At 38.3% G+C, this 19,766-nt stretch carries 15 protein-coding genes and 3 pseudogenes; 3 read left to right on the forward strand and 15 right to left on the reverse strand.

Features of this window, described 5'->3' with window-relative positions; all coding sequences use genetic code 11:
- Positions 1-113 precede the first annotated feature (113 nt).
- The 14 genes and pseudogenes from HMPREF1514_RS04015 to HMPREF1514_RS04080 form a co-directional block, all read right to left on the reverse strand.
- Complete coding sequence (locus HMPREF1514_RS04015; RefSeq protein WP_037597402.1) at positions 114-1,292, reverse strand: TPM domain-containing protein; 1,179 nt, start codon at positions 1,290-1,292, stop codon at positions 114-116.
- A gap of 17 nt (positions 1,293-1,309) precedes the next feature.
- Entirely contained in the window at positions 1,310-2,395 is a 1,086-nt protein-coding gene (locus tag HMPREF1514_RS04020; RefSeq protein ID WP_003069849.1) for a hypothetical protein, read from the reverse strand.
- 50 nt (positions 2,396-2,445) lie between these two features.
- Positions 2,446-3,780, reverse strand: coding sequence for an SPFH domain-containing protein (locus tag HMPREF1514_RS04025; RefSeq protein ID WP_037597404.1), 1,335 nt, complete (start codon positions 3,778-3,780; stop codon positions 2,446-2,448).
- A 419-nt stretch (positions 3,781-4,199) separates the two neighbouring features.
- Entirely contained in the window at positions 4,200-6,818 is a 2,619-nt protein-coding gene (gene alaS / locus HMPREF1514_RS04030) for an alanine--tRNA ligase (protein WP_037597407.1), read from the reverse strand.
- Positions 6,819-6,875: 57 nt separating this feature from the next.
- Entirely contained in the window at positions 6,876-7,358 is a 483-nt protein-coding gene (locus tag HMPREF1514_RS04035) for an LURP-one-related/scramblase family protein (RefSeq protein WP_020997696.1), read from the reverse strand.
- A gap of 223 nt (positions 7,359-7,581) precedes the next feature.
- Positions 7,582-8,520: a peptidylprolyl isomerase PrsA gene (prsA, locus tag HMPREF1514_RS04040; RefSeq protein ID WP_003069861.1), complete on the reverse strand. Its 939-nt coding sequence runs from the start codon at positions 8,518-8,520 to the stop codon at positions 7,582-7,584.
- 106 nt (positions 8,521-8,626) lie between these two features.
- Positions 8,627-9,310, reverse strand: coding sequence for an O-methyltransferase (locus tag HMPREF1514_RS04045; protein WP_037597410.1), 684 nt, complete (start codon positions 9,308-9,310; stop codon positions 8,627-8,629).
- 1 nt (position 9,311) lies between these two features.
- Complete coding sequence (gene pepF, locus HMPREF1514_RS04050) at positions 9,312-11,114, reverse strand: oligoendopeptidase F (protein WP_037597412.1); 1,803 nt, start codon at positions 11,112-11,114, stop codon at positions 9,312-9,314.
- A 19-nt stretch (positions 11,115-11,133) separates the two neighbouring features.
- On the reverse strand, positions 11,134-12,096 hold the full coding sequence (locus tag HMPREF1514_RS04055) for a competence protein CoiA (protein WP_003069867.1): 963 nt from the start codon (positions 12,094-12,096) through the stop codon (positions 11,134-11,136).
- A gap of 88 nt (positions 12,097-12,184) precedes the next feature.
- Positions 12,185-12,481 (reverse strand): annotated as a pseudogene (celB, locus tag HMPREF1514_RS04060) (PTS cellobiose transporter subunit IIC); the annotation flags it as partial.
- Positions 12,475-13,461: pseudogene (locus HMPREF1514_RS04065) on the reverse strand (6-phospho-beta-glucosidase); the annotation flags it as partial. The pseudogenes celB and HMPREF1514_RS04065, both read right to left, overlap by 7 nt.
- 294 nt (positions 13,462-13,755) lie before the next feature.
- Positions 13,756-14,925: an MFS transporter gene (locus HMPREF1514_RS04070; protein WP_037597415.1), complete on the reverse strand. Its 1,170-nt coding sequence runs from the start codon at positions 14,923-14,925 to the stop codon at positions 13,756-13,758.
- A gap of 78 nt (positions 14,926-15,003) precedes the next feature.
- Positions 15,004-16,380 (reverse strand): DUF1958 domain-containing protein, encoded by a 1,377-nt coding sequence (locus HMPREF1514_RS04075; protein ID WP_037597418.1) that lies wholly within the window; start codon positions 16,378-16,380, stop codon positions 15,004-15,006.
- 115 nt (positions 16,381-16,495) lie between these two features.
- Positions 16,496-17,203, reverse strand: coding sequence for a glucosamine-6-phosphate deaminase (locus tag HMPREF1514_RS04080; RefSeq protein ID WP_003069878.1), 708 nt, complete (start codon positions 17,201-17,203; stop codon positions 16,496-16,498).
- A 306-nt stretch (positions 17,204-17,509) separates the two neighbouring features.
- Here HMPREF1514_RS04080 and queA point away from each other — a divergent pair, with 306 nt between their 5' ends.
- The 3 genes and pseudogenes from queA to HMPREF1514_RS09660 form a co-directional block, all read left to right on the forward strand.
- Positions 17,510-18,538 carry a tRNA preQ1(34) S-adenosylmethionine ribosyltransferase-isomerase QueA gene (gene queA / locus HMPREF1514_RS04085; RefSeq protein ID WP_037597420.1) on the forward strand — a complete coding sequence of 343 codons (1,029 nt, stop codon included), beginning with the start codon at positions 17,510-17,512 and terminating at the stop codon, positions 18,536-18,538.
- Positions 18,539-18,548: 10 nt separating this feature from the next.
- Complete coding sequence (locus tag HMPREF1514_RS04090; protein ID WP_003069883.1) at positions 18,549-19,022, forward strand: arginine repressor; 474 nt, start codon at positions 18,549-18,551, stop codon at positions 19,020-19,022.
- A gap of 237 nt (positions 19,023-19,259) precedes the next feature.
- Positions 19,260-19,501: pseudogene (locus HMPREF1514_RS09660) on the forward strand (transposase); the annotation flags it as partial.
- 57 nt (positions 19,502-19,558) lie between these two features.
- Here the strand turns inward: HMPREF1514_RS09660 and HMPREF1514_RS04095 are convergent.
- A partial coding sequence (locus HMPREF1514_RS04095) for an LPXTG cell wall anchor domain-containing protein (protein ID WP_037597422.1) occupies positions 19,559-19,766 on the reverse strand: 208 nt, incomplete at its 5' end.

A 19,766-nucleotide genomic window follows, 5' to 3' on the forward strand; every position in this document is an offset into this window, starting at 1 on the left:
TATTGTGGACAACATCGTTTGAAAATTTTAAAATTCGCCCCGTTGTAAAATGAAGTGTAATAAAAAGGTCAGCATAAATATCCTGACCTTTTTTAACTTCCACTATTATCCATCTAAAAACTTCCGCCACTGCCCCCGTGACTTCTGTCTGATGAAGATGTATGTGTGCTACTACCCCCAGAATCACTGGAGCTGCTAGGCTCCGGTTTTGCTTTCTTATCTACATTTGAGTAGAGGAAGAATTCTTGAGCATTGGTAATCTGGAGACTATTTTTCTTGATGTAATCAGTGGCTCCGGTTTGATGATAGACAGATTTGAGCTGACCTTTCATTCCCGTTACGATGAGAAAGGCAATACCAAAGCCAATAGCCAATGCTCCAGGAATCCAGTACCAACTTAAAGGCTCCTTAGGGAGATTTTTTACATCATAAGGCTGCCCTTTTCGTGCTTGAGTGAGGAATTCATCACACTGCTCAGCGTAGGTTGTAAAAGCAGCATTGTAGTCACCATCTTTTAAATCAGGCAAGAACTGCTTTGATAGGTAGTCTAAGCCAGCATCGGTAAAAGCAGTGATGCCGTAGCCTGTCGTTGAAATATGCCACTTCCGTTCTGCCATACTGATTAAGAAAAGCACCCCATCATGATTTTTTCCTTGACCGTAGCCATTGTAGTCGAAGTAGTCATCTGCGAAGTCTTGAACACTTTTTCCTTCCAGACTCTTAACGGTCACGACAACAACATCGCATTTTTGGCGCTGACTAATGTCTTGGAGCTTTGCTAGTAAGACTTTTTCTTGATCCGGCTTCAGCAAGTCCGCTTCATCTACCAGTAATGGATTGGCCGATGCATTGAGCAATTTGGTTACTTTATTGAGATAATACCGAACACCGCTATAAATATTTTTCCCACTCTTAAAAGCTTTCCAAAGTATGTCGTCACTCTTTGCTCCTAGCTTTTCTTTAGCGTTTCCGGCATAATATAGGATCCATTCATTTTTTTCTTTATCAACAGCAAGGAGAATACCTTCAGCTGTGCCTGCAGATTCTTGATAAACCTTTTCAGCATAAGACAAAATACCATCTTCACCTACTGATTTTGCTGCTAAAAAGTAAACTTTCAAATGATATTGTTCTTCAATAGCTTTAGCCGCTTTGTTAATCTCTGTTATTTCCTTGCTTGAAAAGGCTGAGACTTCATCACGAATATAGCTGGTTTCTTCTGCACAGACAGTCCCAATCATGAGAAAGGAGAGAAGAAGAGTTGTCAGTAATGTTATGAATTTCTTCAACATAATCTCATCCTCCCTTCTTACAGTAAGTGAATCATCCATACAGCCGCATAACTAACTAAACTTGCAGCCACGCCCAGTCCAATTAGCCAACGTCTATAAGCTTGCTTGTCTAAGGGCAAATCTCCGACGAATTTACCAGTCTGACCATTCATCGCAAAGACAAACTTTTTGCCCCTCCAAGTCGTATTTAAGAGCCAAACTGGATAGAGAACATACTTAGTTGAACCATTTATCAAGCGAATATTCGAAGATTCTGGGGTAACGGCAGAAAACCCCGTAACTGTATCTTCAAAGGCTTCCTCCGTGCTTTGCTTGACACGGCTGTTAGCATGAGTAATGCTCTCCTCGGCTCCGACATCATATTTATCTGCTAGGTATCCTGCTAGGTAAGCTGTCTGAAAATCAACAGCTTCTGAAAAATCAAAGGGTTCAATGGATTCCATTAATTGATCATCCAATTTACTTGAACCGTCTACTGGGATATGTTCAAACGCTAACTGACCGGAACGAATAACTGAAAAATAGCTTGTTTCGGTATAGTCATACTCACTATCACTCCATGTTCTAATCCTGCTTGCTTTATAATGAACATCCGCATCTGCTTCTGTGTCAAAAAGCCAGAACGGAACATAAACCCCCTTTACTTCATCAATATGATTTTGGTCTTTAAAAACTTTTGGCAAGAGACGTTTCCCCATGAGATGCTTGTTCAGATTCGCCTTTGCTGCCTTTTTATCTAATTTGAATGGAATCACATAATCTGGCTTTAAATCACCAGCAAAGCGTCCCATCATAACAACAGGATTATCGCAGAATGGACACGAAGTGGCTGCTGTTGACTCGTCAGCAACAATTTCACCACCACAAGATTTACAGACATAAACTGATAGCTGATCAATCTCGCCCGTATCCCATTCACCACCAGCCTGCATACTCCAGGTCATATTTTCATCAGTCTGGGTTTTTAATTGTTCATCCAATTCCTTCAAACTTGACATATCCAATTCGGAATCACAATAAGGACACTTCATTTTCTGGATTGAACTATTAAATTCAAGAGCACCGCCACAATTTGGACATTTATATTCTTGTAAATCAGCCATGATGACCTCCTTTCTACTGTCATCGAGCTATGAGATAGTTAGAAAAGCTTTTAAACAAGGTCATTTTCATCAAATACATTGCCACATTCAGGGCAGAATTTAGGTGGATTATAAGCATCTTCTGGTTGCCAGCCACAATTGCTACAACGATATTGACGGCGGGTTTCTGGTTTCGGTTGACCACAGTTTGAACAGTATTTACCATTATTGACAGTCCCACAAGTACAAGTCCAGCTGTCACTCACAGGTTTTGGTGAACCGCATTCTGGACAGAACTTGCCGGATGCTTCATGCCCATTTGGACAAGTCCATTTATCTGCAGTAGTTTGAGTTTGAGAGGTTGCACTCGCTGTTTGCGTTTGCTGACTAGCGGCCTGCTCTTGTCCCATAGCAAAAAGATTTTGGGCATTCATACCGCCTGCGCCCGCTGCCATTCCTACTCCCATAAAGCCAGTCATCGCACCACCTGGATTTTCAGCCGCTGCTTTCATAGCATCTGCCTGTGCACCGACTAAGGTAGCCGCTGCCATGGTTGGGTCCTTCATAATAGCCACACGTTGAGCCTGCTTAATCATTTCAGCATCTTCGTCTGGAAGAGTTACTGAACCAAGAGCTACACTGATGACTTTCAAACCACGAAGCTCGCCCCATTTGCTAGAGAGTGCTTCATTCATAGCATTTTCGAGTTCTGTATTATGGCTAACAATTTGATTTGGTCGCAATTCTAAATCAGACAATGTAGCGAATGCTGGTTGAAGAGCACTGATAAATTCTGTTTTCAGTTGTGATTCTAATTCTTCACGTAAATATTCTTTTTCGACATTGCCACAGACATTGGTATAGAAAAGAAGTGGGTCTGCAATCTTATAAGAATAAACACCAGAGCAACGGACAGAAACATCCACATCTAAGCCGATTTTTGAGTCCACTACACGAAACGGAATCGGATTTGGTGTGCCAAACTTATTATCAATCAGCTCTTTGGTATTGAAATAGTAAACACGCTGATCTTTGCCTGTATCACCACCATAAGTGAACCGTTTTCCGATTTGTTTGAAGGTCTCCTTAATGGAATCACCTAAATTACCTGTAAAAATGCTCGGCTCGCTAGAGGTGTCGTAAGTGAATTGACCGGGCTCAGCACAAACTTCGACAATTTTTCCCTGCTCAACAATCATCATACACTGACCGTCTGCAACAGCAATTCCAGAACCATTTGAAATAATGTTGTCACTGCCCTTCGTATTGGATGAACGTCCAGATACTTGCTTTTGTCCTTTGACCACCATGACGGACTTGTCCATGGCATCACAGTAAAAGAATTCTTTCCATTGGTCAGCCAATACGCCGCCTACAGCACCAATTCCTGCTTTAATGAGTCCCATAAGAATCTCCTTTCTCTCTTTAAAAAGCATGTTTCCGCTACCTTAAACTGTACTACTGAACGACATCATCTCCTTTGTCATAAATTTGTAAATTTTTACAAAAAATCATACGCTAACTGGCAATATTTGTCTTTTTATCGCAACATAATTAGCTATATGAAAGCGCTTTATCTCCAAAACTATTTTACCATATTTTTATAAAATTGTAACTATCAAAAATATGAAAGCTATTTTTGGATTTATAAAACGCCAGAACTTAATCGTACAAATAAAAAAAACGAATAATTCCGATGTTCTGACTAACAGAATATCGAAACTGTTCGTTTTTTGTATGATTTTTATGCAACTCTCTTAGATTTCATTTTTTGAAATCCTTGTAGAGACAAGCACAGATCTATCTCGCTTAAAGTAATATGACATTACAATTTTTCTGGCACGGCTTTTAGTAACTCTTGAATAGCTGCTTGGTTGCTTCCGCCAGCCATAGCCATATCTGGTTTACCACCACCACGACCATCTACAATTGGTGCTAATTCTTTAATTAAGTTACCAGCATGAATCTCCCTTGTCTTGCTAGCTACAAGGACATTGACTTTCTCACCAATAGCTGCCACAAGGACAAGAACATCTGAATAGTCTTTTTGTTTCCAAGTATCGGCAAACGTACGAAGAGCTCCAGCATCGGATACAGAAACTTGACTGGCGATAAAACTATGTCCATTAACTTCTTGAACATTCTTGAACACTTCACCCGAAGCCGCTGCAGCTGCCTTTTCTTTCAACTCAGCGTTTTCTTTTTGCAATTGACGTAATTGCTCTTGAAGAGTTTCAACTTTATGAGAGACTTCTTTTAGTTGAGGAACTTTGAGCGTTGTAGCAATGGCTTTTAGCGCATCTTCTTCGTCACGGTAGGCTTCAAAAGCCTCTTTGCTGGTTACCGCAAGAATGCGACGAGTTCCTGAGCCAATTCCCTCTTCTTTAATAATCTTGAAAAGACCAATTTCAGAAGTATTTTTCATGTGAGTACCACCGCACAACTCAATAGAGTAATCTCCAATTGTCACCACACGAACTTCTTTTCCGTATTTTTCTCCAAAGAGAGCCATCGCACCCATTTCTTTAGCCGTATCAATGTCTGTTTCAATCGTTTTGATGTCAGTTGCTTCCCAGATTTTTTCATTAACTTCTTGCTCAATGCGACGTAGCTCTTCTGCTGTAACTGCTTGGAAATGAGTGAAGTCAAATCGAAGAAATTCTACTTCATTGAGAGAGCCTGCTTGCGTTGCATGTTTACCTAAGACATGATGAAGAGCCGCATGAAGTAGGTGTGTTGCAGTGTGATTCTTCATCACACGGTGACGACGATCGTGGTCAATTTCAAGTTTATACTCATGGCCTAACGTGAGTGGTGTTAGCACTTCTACCGTATGGAGCGGTTGTCCATTTGGGGCTTTTTGAACATCTACAACTTGGGCAACGAGTTGACCTTCAGAGTCAAAAATGTGTCCATGGTCTGCCACTTGTCCCCCCATTTCAGCATAAAATGGTGTCTCTGAAAAAACAAGGTAAGCCTTCCCAGTTGAAACTTCTTCAACTTCTTCGTCAGCTGCCACAATTGCAACCAACTTCGCAGATAAGGTTTCTTTTTCGTAGTTAAAATGACTTTCAACCGTGATATTTTGCAGTGTTTCATTTTGCATGCCCATAGAGCCACCTTTAACAACGCTAGCCCGCGCTCGTTCTTGCTGCTCTTTCATAGCAGCTTCAAAACCTTCACGATCTACTGTCATACCTGCTTCTTCAGCGATTTCTTGAGTCAATTCTACTGGGAAACCATAGGTATCATAAAGTTTAAAGACATCAGTTCCTGAAATAACAGACTGTCCTTTTGTTTTTAGTTCCTTTACAATACTTTGTGCAAAGTGTTGACCTGAATGAAGTGTACGAGCAAATGATTCTTCTTCACTTTTGACAATTTTTTCGATGAAATCTTGCTTTTCAAGCACTTCTGGATAATAACTTTCCATAATTTTCCCAACTGTTGGAACGAGTTTGTAAAGGAAAGGCTCATTGATTCCTAATTTTTGACCATGCATAGAAGCTCGGCGGAGCAAGCGGCGTAAAACATAGCCACGTCCTTCATTTCCCGGAAGAGCACCATCCCCAATAGCAAATGACAAAGAACGGATATGGTCTGCAATGACCTTGAAGCTCATATTATCTCCGTCTGGATTATAATTCTTACCGGATAATTTTTCTACTTCGCGGATAATTGGCATAAAGAGGTCTGTTTCAAAATTTGTTTTTGCCCCTTGGATAACCGCCACCAAACGCTCTAAACCTGCACCTGTATCAATATTTTTGTGAGGTAGCTCCTTATATTCACTCCGTGGGATAGATGGATCTGCATTGAATTGAGACAGAACAATATTCCAAATTTCAATGTAACGATCATTTTCAATATCTTCTGCAAGTAAACGAAGTCCTTGATGTTCAGGATCAAAAGCTTCTCCACGGTCAAAGAAAATTTCTGTATCGGGCCCAGAAGGTCCTGCACCAATTTCCCAAAAATTATCCTCAATTGGAATCAAATGGCTTGGATCTACGCCAACTGAAATCCAACGATTATAAGAATCATGATCGTCCGGATAATAAGTCATATAGAGCTTATCTTTCGGAAAATCAAACCATTCAGGGCTGGTTAAGAGTTCAAAGGCCCACTCAATTGCTTCATCACGGAAATAATCACCAATAGAAAAATTTCCTAACATTTCAAACATGGTATGATGACGCGCTGTTTTTCCGACATTTTCAATGTCATTCGTCCGAATCGCTTTCTGCGCATTGGTAATCCGTGGATTTTCTGGAATAATAGTGCCATCAAAATACTTCTTTAACGTTGCAACCCCAGAGTTAATCCACAGCAAGGTTGGGTCATTGACTGGCACTAAACTAACAGACGGTTCTATAGCATGCCCTTTTGAAGCCCAAAAATCTAACCACATTTGGCGTACTTGAGCGCTCGATAATTGTTTCATTTTTTCTTCTCCTTAAAACTTTTCTTTAGATGATTTTCCTATTGCCTATCTCGAACTCTAAGAGCTATTTTCGAGAGCCTCCACATAGTCAATGGCGATACATAATGAAATGATCAAATCAGCATAGGAATCCTCATAAATCGTAACCTGATAAGTGGAAGTCAGATGAAATAACTCTTTTGAAATCTCTGCAATTACTTGTCCCTGATCATCTAGCAAACGAAATTCCAAATCCCAGATATTTCCTTCCACGCGCAAACCTAAGTTGTCAAATTCATATTTATCTCGTAAAAAGGTAAATTTTTTACGAATATAAAAATTCGAACCATTGCACAATTGAACTTCAAATTGGGGCAAAAAAGTAAGTGTTTTTTTACTAATCTGACTCACTAATTCACCTTTATAGTCATAAATGGTGAAGGTTTTTGGAATTTTTAAAAAGCTTCCTTCCACTTGATAATCAACGTTTCCTCGATCATCTTTGATATCAAACTTTTCACTACCAAAGCGAAATTTCTGCTTTACAAGGTAGGTTTTCATGACAATTCCCGCCAAAAAACAAGTTCACTAGACGAAGGGCGAAAAACCGCGGTACCACCTTCATTCAATGAACTTGTCATTCTCATTATGTATGCAATTTTTTCTCTGAGTAGCATGGTTTTAGCTCTCACATGGCTTGCAGCACCGCCAATTCTCTGGGCTAAGAGGTCAAAAATCAATTCTCAATAGATTTATTATACTCGCTTATGAGCTTTTCGTCAACTTATTTTGATGAGGATGACGAGCTAGATGTTGATTTGCTATCTGACTTGACATATTGTGAGAACAGATTTTGGAAAGCTTGATCTTTCACTTTAATGTTAGCTGCTTGCAATTCTTTGGCAACAATTCTTTGAATAAAGGTTCGATTGTTTTGCTTTTGTGTCAAGATAACATTTTTCAGTTGTTTCTTATAGTCTTTCCAGTTTGCTGATTTTTCAGACTTACTATTTAGTTTCACAATGTAATAACTTGAAGAATAGGTTGATGATTTAACGGTGATAACATCAGAAATACCATTTGCTTCAAGAGCAAAAGCAGCCTTTTTAACAGCATCTGGAACATCTGTTGAAGCTGAGTCAAACTTCACTTCGCCACCCTTATCTTTTGTCTTCTTATCTGTAGAATTTTCTTTGGCAATTTGTCCGAAATCAGCACCTTCGGCTTTTGCTTTGGCCAATACTTCTTTTGCTTTGTCTTGGTTATCTACTTTGATAATTTGAGCAGTCACTTCTGGTGTATAAGATTCGTATGCTTTTTTATAATTTGCATCTGTCAATTCTTTTTCAGCTGCTTTTTTGACAGCATATTCGACCAATTTGTTGGTTCTGATTTGTTCACGATAAGTATCTTCCGTCAATCCTGCTCTTGCCAATACTTGTTGAAAAGCAGTTCCGTAAGTGCTCTTACTCTTATTGAACGTTTCAGTGACTTCTTTTTCTGTAACATGCTTACCATAACTCTTTTCAAAAACTTCTTGAATGGTCATATTGAGAAGTACTTGTTGAGCAGCTGCATTATTTTTTACTTTATTATAAAAATCATTGACAGTAATTGTATTTCCCTTCATCGTGATAATGTCTTTACCACCAGCTTGTGAGCATGCTGCTAATGTTACAACTGACAAAAGCGTAATAGCTCCTGCTAGAATTTTTTTCTTCATTATGAAAACTCCTTTATTTAATTCACTTTCTTATTGTACCATAAAATTAATTTAATATCTTAAATTTTTCTAAAAACTTGTTAATAATAAGAAAATCACAAATATCTCATTTTTTTCGAATCATCAACAAACCATCACCAAGCGGTAATAAGGTAGCTGTTAAATCTGGATTATCAAGCGTTGCATCAAATAAGTTTTGCAAGCCACGATAAATGGTTCTCTGACTTCGACGTACTTCTATTATATCCTTAGCAACATCTCCACCCTGGAAAACATCGTCTATGATGATAATTCCTCCCGAATCAAGGTGTTTCAGAACTTCCGGCAGAAAAACAACGTATTTGGACTTGGCAGAATCCATAAAGACAAAGTCATAGAAATCTTTCAAGCTGGGAAGAATAGCCATTGCGTCTCCTTCAAGCAATGTAATTTGCCTGCGCTTATCAAACTTGGCAAAATTTGCTTTAGCAAGAGCAATCATTTCTGGATTGCGATCAATCGTTGTAATTTGCGCATGTGGTGCATGTTCTGCCATTAAAAGTGCTGAAAAACCAATGGCTGTCCCAATTTCCAAAATTTTTTCAGGTTGTAACGTTTCTAACAAAAAACGAAAATATGCAACTGTTTCGTGAGGAATAATGGGAATATTTTCTTCATGAGCAAAATTTTCGAGCTCTTCTAAGGAGCCCGAAACTCGTTTTTGCCGTGTCCGCATAAAATCAACTATTTCTTCCTTGACAACGGGGCGACGCATATTGTGATTGGCATTTTTACTATAGGATTCAACCATTTTATGCCAAGCCCAACTTTTCTACAAGTGCTTCAAATTCATCAAGACGACGTTCAAAGACTGTAAAGGCAGCATTGAGATAGTCTTCTTTTTCCATATCAACACCAGCTTTTTTAATGACATTCAGCGGATAATCAGAATTTCCTGCTCTGAGATAATGGAGATATTTCTCTTTATCTTCTTGTGTTCCATTGACAATTTTATCAGCTAAAGCAGATGCTGCTGAAAAACCAGTCGCATATTGAAATACATAATAGTCATAGTAAAAATGCGGAATCCGTGCCCATTCATATTGAATTTGTGGATTATCTTCTTTCGTCAAGCCATAATATTTTTCGTTCAAATCTGCGTATAAATTATTCAAAAATTCACTAGTTAAGACTTGACCTTCTTGATCAGCCTTATGGATAGCATGCTCAAACTCAGCAAATTGAGTTTGGCGGAAAACAGTTCCGCGGAAGCCATCCAAGAAATGATTCAGAATCGCAAAACGAGTTTGATCGTCATCTACTTCTTCCAATAATTTCTCCGTCAGTATATTTTCATTGGTAGTAGAAGCAATCTCAGCTAAGAAAATAGAATAATCACCATAAACATAAGGCTGTGTTTCACGAGTATAGCTAGAATGCATACTGTGACCCGTTTCATGAACCAAGGTGAAGAGATTATCTAAGGTATCTTGCCAATTCAGCAACATAAAAGCATTAGTATCGTAAGAGCCACCAGAATAAGCCCCTGACCGTTTACCTTGATTCTCACAAACATCAATCCAACGCTCTGAAAAGGCTTTTTTCACTCGGTTAAGATAATCATCTCCAAGAATTGCTAAAACTTCTTCTGCTTTCATCAAAGCTGCTTCATAGGTAAATTTATAATCTATCTCTGATAGCGGTGTATAAACGTCATACATCTTGAGATCTGAAATGCCTAAAATCTTAGCTCGCAACTGAACATAGCGATGTAAGAGCGGTAAATGTTTGTTGACTGCAGACACCAAGCTCTCATAAACACTTTCTGGAATAAAGTTAGCAGACAAGGCTGCTTCGCGTGCCGAAGAAAACTTACGTACTTTTGCATTGTAATTATGCACCTTAACATTTGTTTGGAGTGTCTTAGCATAAGTATGTTGATATTGTTCATAAACGCTATAAAGTGCTTCATAAGCTTCCTTACGGACTGTACGATTTTTTGACTCCACTAAGCTAATGTAATTTCCATGCGTCAATTGTACTTCATTGCCTTCTTCATCATGTACAATTGGAAAGACGATATCGGCATTGTCCAAAATTCCAAAAGTATCACCAGCAGCACTAAAAATTTCACCAGCACCTGCCAACAATTCTTCCTCGCGTTGAGAAAGGATGTGAGGTTTCTTTTGCAATAACTTGTCAAAGAAGTGCTGATAGATTTGCAATTCAGGTTTTTCAGCTAAGAAAGCCTGATACTGTTCATCTGTAATTGCCATAAATTCTGGCTCATAGAAAGCAAACACCTGCCCGAACTCGCTATAAGTAGCCATGCCCTTGGCTTGATACTCTTGATATTTTGCCACACGCGTATCTTGGTCATTTTTCATGTGAGCATAGGAATAAAGCTTTTCAATACGACGCATTAAATCCATTTGGATGTCTGTCGTTTTTAAAAGGCTATCGGCTGAATCCAAAAGATGACCTGCTAAATGACTAGCTTCTTTTAATTCCTTTGAAACTTGCGCTAATTCCATTTCAAACGCTTCATCCGTTGGGAAAATCGTCGTTAAATCCCAAGTGTATTTTTCTTCAATTTCATTTCTTTGTTTTGCCATAAAATTTCCTCCGTCTTTCCTATTCTATCATAAATACTGATAAAATCCTTGTATAAAAAGCTGGAGGATAGAGAATTTGGAAATTTTTATTCTTTTCCTTTTCATAATAAGCTGAAAATTGTTGGTAATAAGGTGTGAGGTCTTGAAAAATCTGACAAAAAGAGCTGGCACGAACAGGCTGAACCTGCGGATAAAAATCACTAGTCGTTTTAGTCAATAAATTATCACCCGCTTGATACAATTCTGCCTGTAATTTCATCCATTTAGGTTGTTGATAATAGAGTTGTTGACGAACATAACGGCAAATATTTTTATCTTCTTTTGCTAGAAAACTGGTCATCTCCTGCTGTTGAAAGGGCGTTCGCAGAACAGTCAAAAGGCTGCCCTGACCAAAAGGAAAAGACTGAACCTTATATTGAGCTCGGCCATGCAAATCTTCGTGAATCAGATACTTGAGCCGAAGCTCCTGCTTTTTATCATCCAATTCCCACAGATAAAAGCCCATATTTTGACTGAAATAAAGAAAATCTTTTTGTAAATTAGTTAAAGAATCTTTCAGCCAAAGTTTCTTTCCTAATAGCCAAAGTACATGATAACCGTGCTGATGATAACTGTCCGTACGCTCTTTTAAGCGCTTTTGACTCAGCGAACTGCATTGAACTTCAAGCGCAATCTGTTTCTCTACTAACAGATCTGCAATTTGTTGCAATTTAGGTAAATACGCTTCCACTTGAACTGCATGATTAGACTTTCTGGCCCAAGTAAACAAAGCAGCTTTCAAATTCAGGTGTTCTGCGCTTTCATTCTCCGTATAAAAATGACATTCTTTCAAAGAAACATGAGCAAAATGCGGTCGCATGACTCTTCCTTTTTTAAAACGGACCGCCTCCAAACAAGCTGGACAAAGAAATCTATTCAGCGGATTTACCGTATCTTCCACAGCATTTAGTAGTTTTCCATTTTCCTGACAAGCTATTAGCATAGATTATTTTCCCCTTTTACTGAAATTATTCGCAAAAAAGAGAAACTTCCGAAAAAGTTTCTCAAATCTTTTATAAGGGGAAACAAATTTATTGAATCGCTTCAGCACCGTTCATTTCTTCTTTGTACAACTTAGTATCATACATCTTAATAAATGGATACCAAATTACAAAGGCAGCCTGAGCACAGATAAGTGCAACCACAAAGGCACCAAGATTACCACCTGAACCAACGTATGCTCCAATACCAATAGGTGTTGGCCATGGTGTTTGGGCAATCGCTTTACCAGCTAGTCCAAGTTGAACAGACCAGTAACCAATCGAAGCAGAGACGATGGGAGCCAAAATAAATGGAACGGTCAATATTGGATTATACACAAGTCGAAGTAAGGATTATTTTCCCGGTGGGAGTCAATAGCAAAGGACATGTAGTAGCTAAAGCCAATATAGTCAACAGTTCCCGTCAACAAGTCTTCTTGATCCTGCTCGCTAAAGTCCACCTTGATTCCCTTTCTTTCCCAGTATTTGAGAATATGCTCAGGATATCGACCAAAGACATGCACGTCTGTAAAGTAATAACGCTTCTGCATAGCTTTCATAGCCATAAGAATATCCTTTGGATTACAAGTAGCCGGATAAATAGGGCACATGGCAATCATACAACCGATTTGGAAGTCAGGATTGATTTCGTGACCAACCTTAACTGCACGCGCAGAAGCTACTAACTCATAGTGAGCAGCCTGATACATGATTGCTTCGCGATCATCGCCTTCTTTATAGACAATCCCGGAGTTGGTGAAGGGAGCAAAATCTTCCTGATAATTAGCTTGGTTGTTGATTTCATTGAAAGTCATCCAGTATTTGACTTTATCCTTATAACGCTCAAAAACAACTTCTGCAAAACGGACAAAGAAGTCAATCACTTTACGGTTTTTCCAGCCACCATACTCAGTTACCAAATGATAAGGCATTTCAAAGTGAGACAAAGTGATAACAGGCTCAATACCATACTTGAGGCATTCGTCAAAAAGGTCATCATAAAATTGCAGACCAGCTTCATTAGGCTCTATTTCATCTCCTTTAGGGAAAATCCGCGTCCAGGCAATAGAAGTCCGGAAACACTTGAAGCCCATCTCTGCAAAAAGAGCAATATCTCCCTTGTAACGATGATAAAAATCAATGGCCTCATGGTTAGGATAGTACTTGCCTTCTAGGACCCCTGGGGTAATTTCCCGAGGCACTCCATGGCGTGCTGCGGTCATAACATCCGCCACACTGATACCTTTTCCACCTTCCTGCCAGCCACCTTCCAGTTGATGTGCCGCAACAGCTCCACCCCAGAGAAATCCATCTTTAAAAGTTGACATATCTAAAGTCCTCCTGATTTTGATATTTTCATTATACATCTAAGAAAGCGCTTTTAAAATCTATATTTTTGCCACAATAATGCGGAAAAATGATAGATTCGTATTCATAGGTAGACTTTAATAAACGGAACTTCCCTTGATTTAATATCACCTTTTACTATTAGACTATCATTTTTAGCTATCTATCGAGCTATTGATTCCATTATCTGTACATGCCTCTTTTCATTCAAACATCAAAAGTAACAAAGTACTTAATAAAGAGGCTGGAAAAAATCCAGTCCCTTTATACTTCTCTTAACCAAACAATTTTTGATTTGACTTGTTTGGTACTTTCAAAAAGAAAGCTAAAACAAGCACTAGAACCATTACACCAGCTAAGAAAAAACTCATCATTTCATAGCCAGATTTATCAATAATATCTCCTGCAATATTTTGAATAAGAATGGTTCCTAAATTGCGCGCTGTCTGCACCAAAGCAATAGCTGTGACCAAATAATTCTCATCTACTATGTTAGCAACAATCTTCAAAGTCACCATAATCAACAACATACCTGTAGCATGCTTTGACATTAAAGTTAAGAGAATTTTGGAAGTAAGCCCCAAATCCAATCCATAAATCACATACTGTAAAAGCAAAATCCCCAAAGGAATATAGAGCAATTTTTTAATTGGAACCTTATCCATAAAAAGATAAGAAAAGAAAATCAATGGCGACTCACAAATTACAGAAATAGCTACTACAGTTGTCGCCATATTAACACTTAAACCGCTATGCTCTAGCATAGAAGGGATATATGTATGCCCTGTATTTCCAACTCCAGAATAGAGTGCCACGATAAGAAGGTAAAACAAATATGTTTTGTTTTTGAAAATTTTCCCAATAGAAGAGTCATTTTTCATTTGTGTGGCTTTTTTTGAACCTTGATTATGTTTTGGGTCAATCCCAAATACTCCAAGAATACTCACACACATCATACCGATAAACACGATAAAAATTGCTTGCGGTGATATGAATTTATAAATCAATCCTGCTAATTGTGAGCCCATTGCATAACCAAAAGTACCCCAGATACGGATTTTCCCATAAGTATAAGGGCTTCTAGCAGCCAACACATCCATAACAGGATTGACTCCATTGACCAACATTAAAACAGCACTATACCAGACTGTCAACAATAAAAGATTATTGGCTTGCATAAAAAAGATTGCAGCGATATTAATCAGAAGAAAACTATAAATGGTCACTTTTTTAATGCCAATCTTATCGTTTAAAATTCCCATGAGTGGCTGAACAATCATAGAAGAAAAGAATGAGGCAGAGACAACAAGTGACACCTGACTAGCTGAATAACCCTTATCAAGCATATATACTGAAATTAAAGTCGAAAAAAGTGCATATGCTAAAAAATAAAAGTTATACATTAAAAAATAGGTAAAATAGCTATTTTGAAATTTCCTAAACATAATTTTTCCTTCCCCCTAAACAGAGTGACAAAACTCGACTGGAATCACCAATCGAGTTTTCTGTCCCATACTATATATTTAACGCTTCCGACGACGAGAAAGCCGGGTATCACTATGATCTCGTCGAATTCTTTTTTGCTTTCGTCTCATGATTTCAAAAACAATAATCAACAAAAAAATCACTATGGGAACTGCAATAAAAATATAATAATCTAAAAACAGTTGCTTCAAACTTTTTCCGTTAGACTTTGCTATAGTACTTTGTACTGTTGATTTAGCTGTATTATTTTTAGTTGCTCTTTCCTTTACGTCTGTGACACTTTCTCCATCCGCAATGAGCGAAGAAAGTTGCTTCAGACCATTATCATTTTTTAACACTCCATTTTCCACAACTGGTTTTGCTGACGCCCCTTTTTTCACAGTTGCATAGAAATCTTTTGACAGGTTATATCTTTTTCCATTGATTGTTTGTTCTCCAGCCTTGAAAATTTTTTTGTACTCATAATCAGCATAAGCTTTCTCAATCAAGGCATTGCCAAATGGATGGCGGTAATATTCTCCATCTTGGTCAGACCAATTCCCAACTCCCATGATAACACTAATCAAGCGTTGTTTTCCACGCTTAATCGTTGCAATGTAGTTAAAAGCTCCTCGTGGACTTGATCCTGTCTTTAAGCCATCAACCCCCTTTATAGCATATCTTGCACCAGGAAGTGAGTAATTATAAGTTTCAAAAGTTTCTTCATACGGCGTTCCCTTTTTCACCGTTACAACTGATTTATTTGTGTAGTTTAAAATATTTGGATAATTTTTGACAAAATTGTAGCTTAAAATAGCTAAATCACGTGCTGTTGTCTGATTGGCAGCATTATTATCATAACGTTGTGGCGTGTATAATCCTTTAAAAGAAACCGCTGCAGCTCCACTGGCATTAAACCATTTTGTATTGGTCATGCCCAACTCTTTTGCTTTGGCATTCATCATGTCCAAAAATGTATCTGGATCATTGTTTGATAGATAATTCGCCAACATAACTGTCGTTGCATTTGATGAAGGAACTGCTGTCATGGTAATCAATTCAGAAACAGTATAATCTACACCGGCTACTATTTTATTGTTGGAAATCTCGTAAATATTTGCAATAGCCTGATCACGTGGTGTCGCTTTGATAACTGTATTTTCACTCAACTTTCCTTGCTGAATCGCTTCAAAAACTAAATACAAAGTCATCAATTTGCTCATGCTAGCTGGGTCACGAACTTCATCGATATTATCTTGCCAAAGAATATTTCCCGTATTAGCATCTACTATCAAGGATGATTTCGGACGATTGATTGGATTGACCTTTTCGTCTGGATACATTTTTTGCGCCATATCAACTAACTCGTCCGCATGAATAGTGATTGTTCCCACACACAACACAAAAAAACAAACAATAGTTAACAACTTTTTCACTAGAATCCTCCTGAGTTCTCACTTATCTTCTAGTATAGCATATTTTCCCTGTAAGATAAGGAATTTTTTTTAAATAATAAAAAACCTACCTAAAAATTAGATAGGAAATAGATTCTTATTTTTTTAAAATGCTTAAGGCTTCTTTATCTGCGATAACAACCACATCTTCATGTTTTTGAAGAGCACTTCCAGGCAATTCTTCTGTAATCGGTCCTTCTACTGTTCCTGCAATCGCTTTAGCTTTTGAAGCACCATAAGCAAATAAAATAATAGATTTTGCATCGAGAATATTCCGAATCCCCATTGAGTAAGCTTGCGTCGGTACATCTTCTATTTTATCAAAGAAACGAGCATTCGCTTCAATAGTTGATTGCTCCAAATCCACTACATGAACAGTACTATCAAAGCTCGTCCCTGGTTCATTAAACCCAATATGACCATTTGTACCAATTCCCAAAATTTGCAGGTCAACGGGATGCTCTACCAAAATTTGGTTGTAGCGTTTCACTTCTGCTTCCGCGTCTTCAGCAACACCATTTGGTAAAAAGCTTTTTTTAAAAGGCTTTTGATTAAATAAATGTTCTTGCATAAAATAACGATAAGACTGAGGATTTTCCCCACTTAATCCTATGTACTCGTCTAGATTCACACTGGTTAAGTCTGACAAATCAAGGTCACTTTCAACAATTTGCTCATAAAAACTCAAAGGACTGCTTCCTGTTGCCAAACCTATCGTTTTTGCTCCTTCAGCTAATTTTTCTTTTAACAATTCAAAGGCTACTCTGCCACCGGCTGCTTGATTTTCTACTTGAATAATTCTCATCGTTGAGCTCCTTTTCTTTACTTAATTATATTATATGGTATAGACCAATTTTTGTCAAGAGAATTTGTTTCTTTTTAAAAAATCCACGCTTGTTTGCACGAAAAATCGTGCTATAATAGAAGAATGTTAGTCTATTTATTCTGTTTATTTTTCATGGGAGTTGCTTTTCTTATTACTGCAATCTTTCTCAACACCAAGCAAATGTGGCGTTATCTCTTACTGATTTTAGGAATTTTACTCATGTGTCTGCCACTGCTTGCTTGTTGTTATTCGTTATGGATTTTAGTTACAGCTTAAGGAGAATATATGAATACTGCTGATTTTGACTTTCATTTGCCAGAAGAATTAATTGCACAAACCCCTTTAGAAAAACGGGATGCCTCACGTCTCTTAGTCGTAAATCACAAAACTGGTCAAATGGAAGATACGCACTTCGATGCAATCATTAATCAATTACATCCTGGAGATGCTTTGGTCATGAACGATACGCGCGTTTTACCAGCACGCCTTCACGGCGAAAAACCTGAAACAGGCGGGCATGTTGAATTGCTACTCTTGAAAAACACTGAAGGTGATAATTGGGAAGTGCTGGCAAAGCCAGCTAAACGCTTAAAAGTTGGAGCGGCTATTTCTTTTGGCGATGGACGCTTGACAGCAACTGTCTTAGAAGAATTAGAACACGGCGGACGAATTGTACGTTTTCACTATCAAGGGATTTTCTTAGAAGTGCTTGAAAGTCTCGGTGAAATGCCTTTACCACCTTACATACACGAAAAACTAAAAGATCGCGAACGCTATCAAACAGTCTATGCCAAGGAAAATGGCTCAGCTGCTGCTCCAACTGCGGGGCTTCATTTTACAAAAGAATTGCTTGCTAAGATTGAAGCAAAAGGCGTGAAATTAGTTTATCTAACGCTTCACGTCGGGCTAGGCACCTTCCGACCTGTCTCTGTAGACAATGTAGATGAACATGAAATGCACTCAGAATTTTACACTTTATCAGACGAGGCCGCTGAAACGCTTCGACAAGTCAAGGCTAGTGGAAAACGTGTCATAGCTGTCGGAACGACTTCTATCCGTACACTAGAGACAATTGGCTCAAAGTTTAATGGAGAAATTAAAGCTGACTCCGGCTGGACCAACATTTTTATCAAACCAGGTTACGATTGGAAAGTCGTAGACGCTTTCTCTACCAATTTCCATCTGCCCAAGTCAACTCTCGTTATGCTCGTTTCAGCCTTTGCAGGGCGAGAATTGGTGCTCTCCGCTTATCAACATGCCATTGATGAAAAATACCGCTTTTTCAGCTTTGGAGATGCTATGTTTATAAAATAATAGGTGAAATATGAATAAAATTGAAAGCCGTCATCGATTAATTCGTTCGCTTGTCCTAGAGAAAAAAATTCATACACAGCAAGAATTACAAGATTTGCTTTCTGCAAACGGTGTTACTGTCACACAATCTACTCTTTCTCGCGACATCAAAGCTTTAAATTTAGTAAAAGTGCACGAAGCGGATGTTTCTTATTATATTATCAACAGCATGGCGCCTTCACGCTGGGAAAAGCGCTTGCGCCTCTACATGGAAGATGCTTTGATTATGCTGCGACCCGTTCAAAATCAAGTTGTTATGAAAACGCTCCCTGGTTTGGCACAATCATTCGGCTCTATCTTAGACGCTTTGGAGTTTTCTGAGATTGTTGCAACCGTCTGTGGTGATGATGTCTGCTTGATTATCTGTGAGGACAATCAAAAAGCGCAAGACTGTTTTAACAAATTAAAACAATTTGCACCTCCATTCTTTTTCAGTAAAGATTGAACAATAAAAAAACTAGCACTTACCTTTATCGACTGCACCCCAAAAGTTAGATTTACTGACTAACTTTTGGGGTGCTTTTTCGATGAAATTAACTTACAAAGAGAACGGACTGATTTACTATTATCATCTAAGATGTCAGTACCACTGTTACACTTACCTTTGTCGGGTATATTTTTTACTACAAAAATATACGGCTCAAAACTAAAAGAGTTTTCATTCAAAAACGACTTCTCCTACTCGAATGTCCGTCCTATCTTTCAGATTATCTTCAGGACATTCTTGAAAGGCAAGAACAAGATCCTGAGCACCTTGAAGCTTTCTTATTTTCAATGCCAATTTGGAGTCAATCAGTAAGCTTATCAAGGACCTCAAATACCTAGCTTCCGGATTTTAAAACTTTTCAAACTTTAAAACACACATTTTCATTGCCTTAAACATCAAAAGAGAGAAGACAACTTTTTGTCCTCTCTCGATGTTAGATGCAGTCAACTCACTACAGTTAATAAAGAGCCTATATGAGTACGTTACCAGACTTACTACTCTGTCTCTTCACTTTTCTTGTTACGTGCTAAACCATATAATACACCTGTACTTACAATGACAGCCATTGCAGCAGCTGTAAAGAATGGGCTATTAGTTTCACCAGTATTTGGTAAAGCTTTTGTACCTGAATTGGTATTAGATTGGTTTTCCGTTTGGTCCTTACCTTTTGGTTCGTTGCTATCCGCTTGGGTCGGAGTCTTC

Origin of the sequence: Streptococcus sp. AS20, from assembly GCF_000524255.1 — a bacterium.
In the GTDB taxonomy this organism is placed as follows: domain Bacteria; phylum Bacillota; class Bacilli; order Lactobacillales; family Streptococcaceae; genus Streptococcus; species Streptococcus constellatus.

Bases quoted from the DNA above. Each gene is read 5' to 3' on its own strand.
- queA (WP_037597420.1), top strand. From the start codon at position 17,510: ATGAATACTGCTGATTTTGACTTTCATTTGCCAGAAGAATTAATTGCA.
- HMPREF1514_RS04025 (WP_037597404.1), bottom strand. From the start codon at position 3,780: ATGGGACTCATTAAAGCAGGAATTGGTGCTGTAGGCGGCGTATTGGCT.
- HMPREF1514_RS04070 (WP_037597415.1), bottom strand. From the start codon at position 14,925: ATGTTTAGGAAATTTCAAAATAGCTATTTTACCTATTTTTTAATGTAT.
- HMPREF1514_RS04080 (WP_003069878.1), bottom strand. From the start codon at position 17,203: ATGAGAATTATTCAAGTAGAAAATCAAGCAGCCGGTGGCAGAGTAGCC.
- HMPREF1514_RS04035 (WP_020997696.1), bottom strand. From the start codon at position 7,358: ATGAAAACCTACCTTGTAAAGCAGAAATTTCGCTTTGGTAGTGAAAAG.
- prsA (WP_003069861.1), bottom strand. From the start codon at position 8,520: ATGAAGAAAAAAATTCTAGCAGGAGCTATTACGCTTTTGTCAGTTGTA.
- HMPREF1514_RS04055 (WP_003069867.1), bottom strand. From the start codon at position 12,096: ATGCTAATAGCTTGTCAGGAAAATGGAAAACTACTAAATGCTGTGGAA.
- HMPREF1514_RS04015 (WP_037597402.1), bottom strand. From the start codon at position 1,292: ATGTTGAAGAAATTCATAACATTACTGACAACTCTTCTTCTCTCCTTT.
- alaS (WP_037597407.1), bottom strand. From the start codon at position 6,818: ATGAAACAATTATCGAGCGCTCAAGTACGCCAAATGTGGTTAGATTTT.
- HMPREF1514_RS04045 (WP_037597410.1), bottom strand. From the start codon at position 9,310: ATGGTTGAATCCTATAGTAAAAATGCCAATCACAATATGCGTCGCCCC.
- HMPREF1514_RS04090 (WP_003069883.1), top strand. From the start codon at position 18,549: ATGAATAAAATTGAAAGCCGTCATCGATTAATTCGTTCGCTTGTCCTA.
- pepF (WP_037597412.1), bottom strand. From the start codon at position 11,114: ATGGCAAAACAAAGAAATGAAATTGAAGAAAAATACACTTGGGATTTA.
- HMPREF1514_RS04020 (WP_003069849.1), bottom strand. From the start codon at position 2,395: ATGGCTGATTTACAAGAATATAAATGTCCAAATTGTGGCGGTGCTCTT.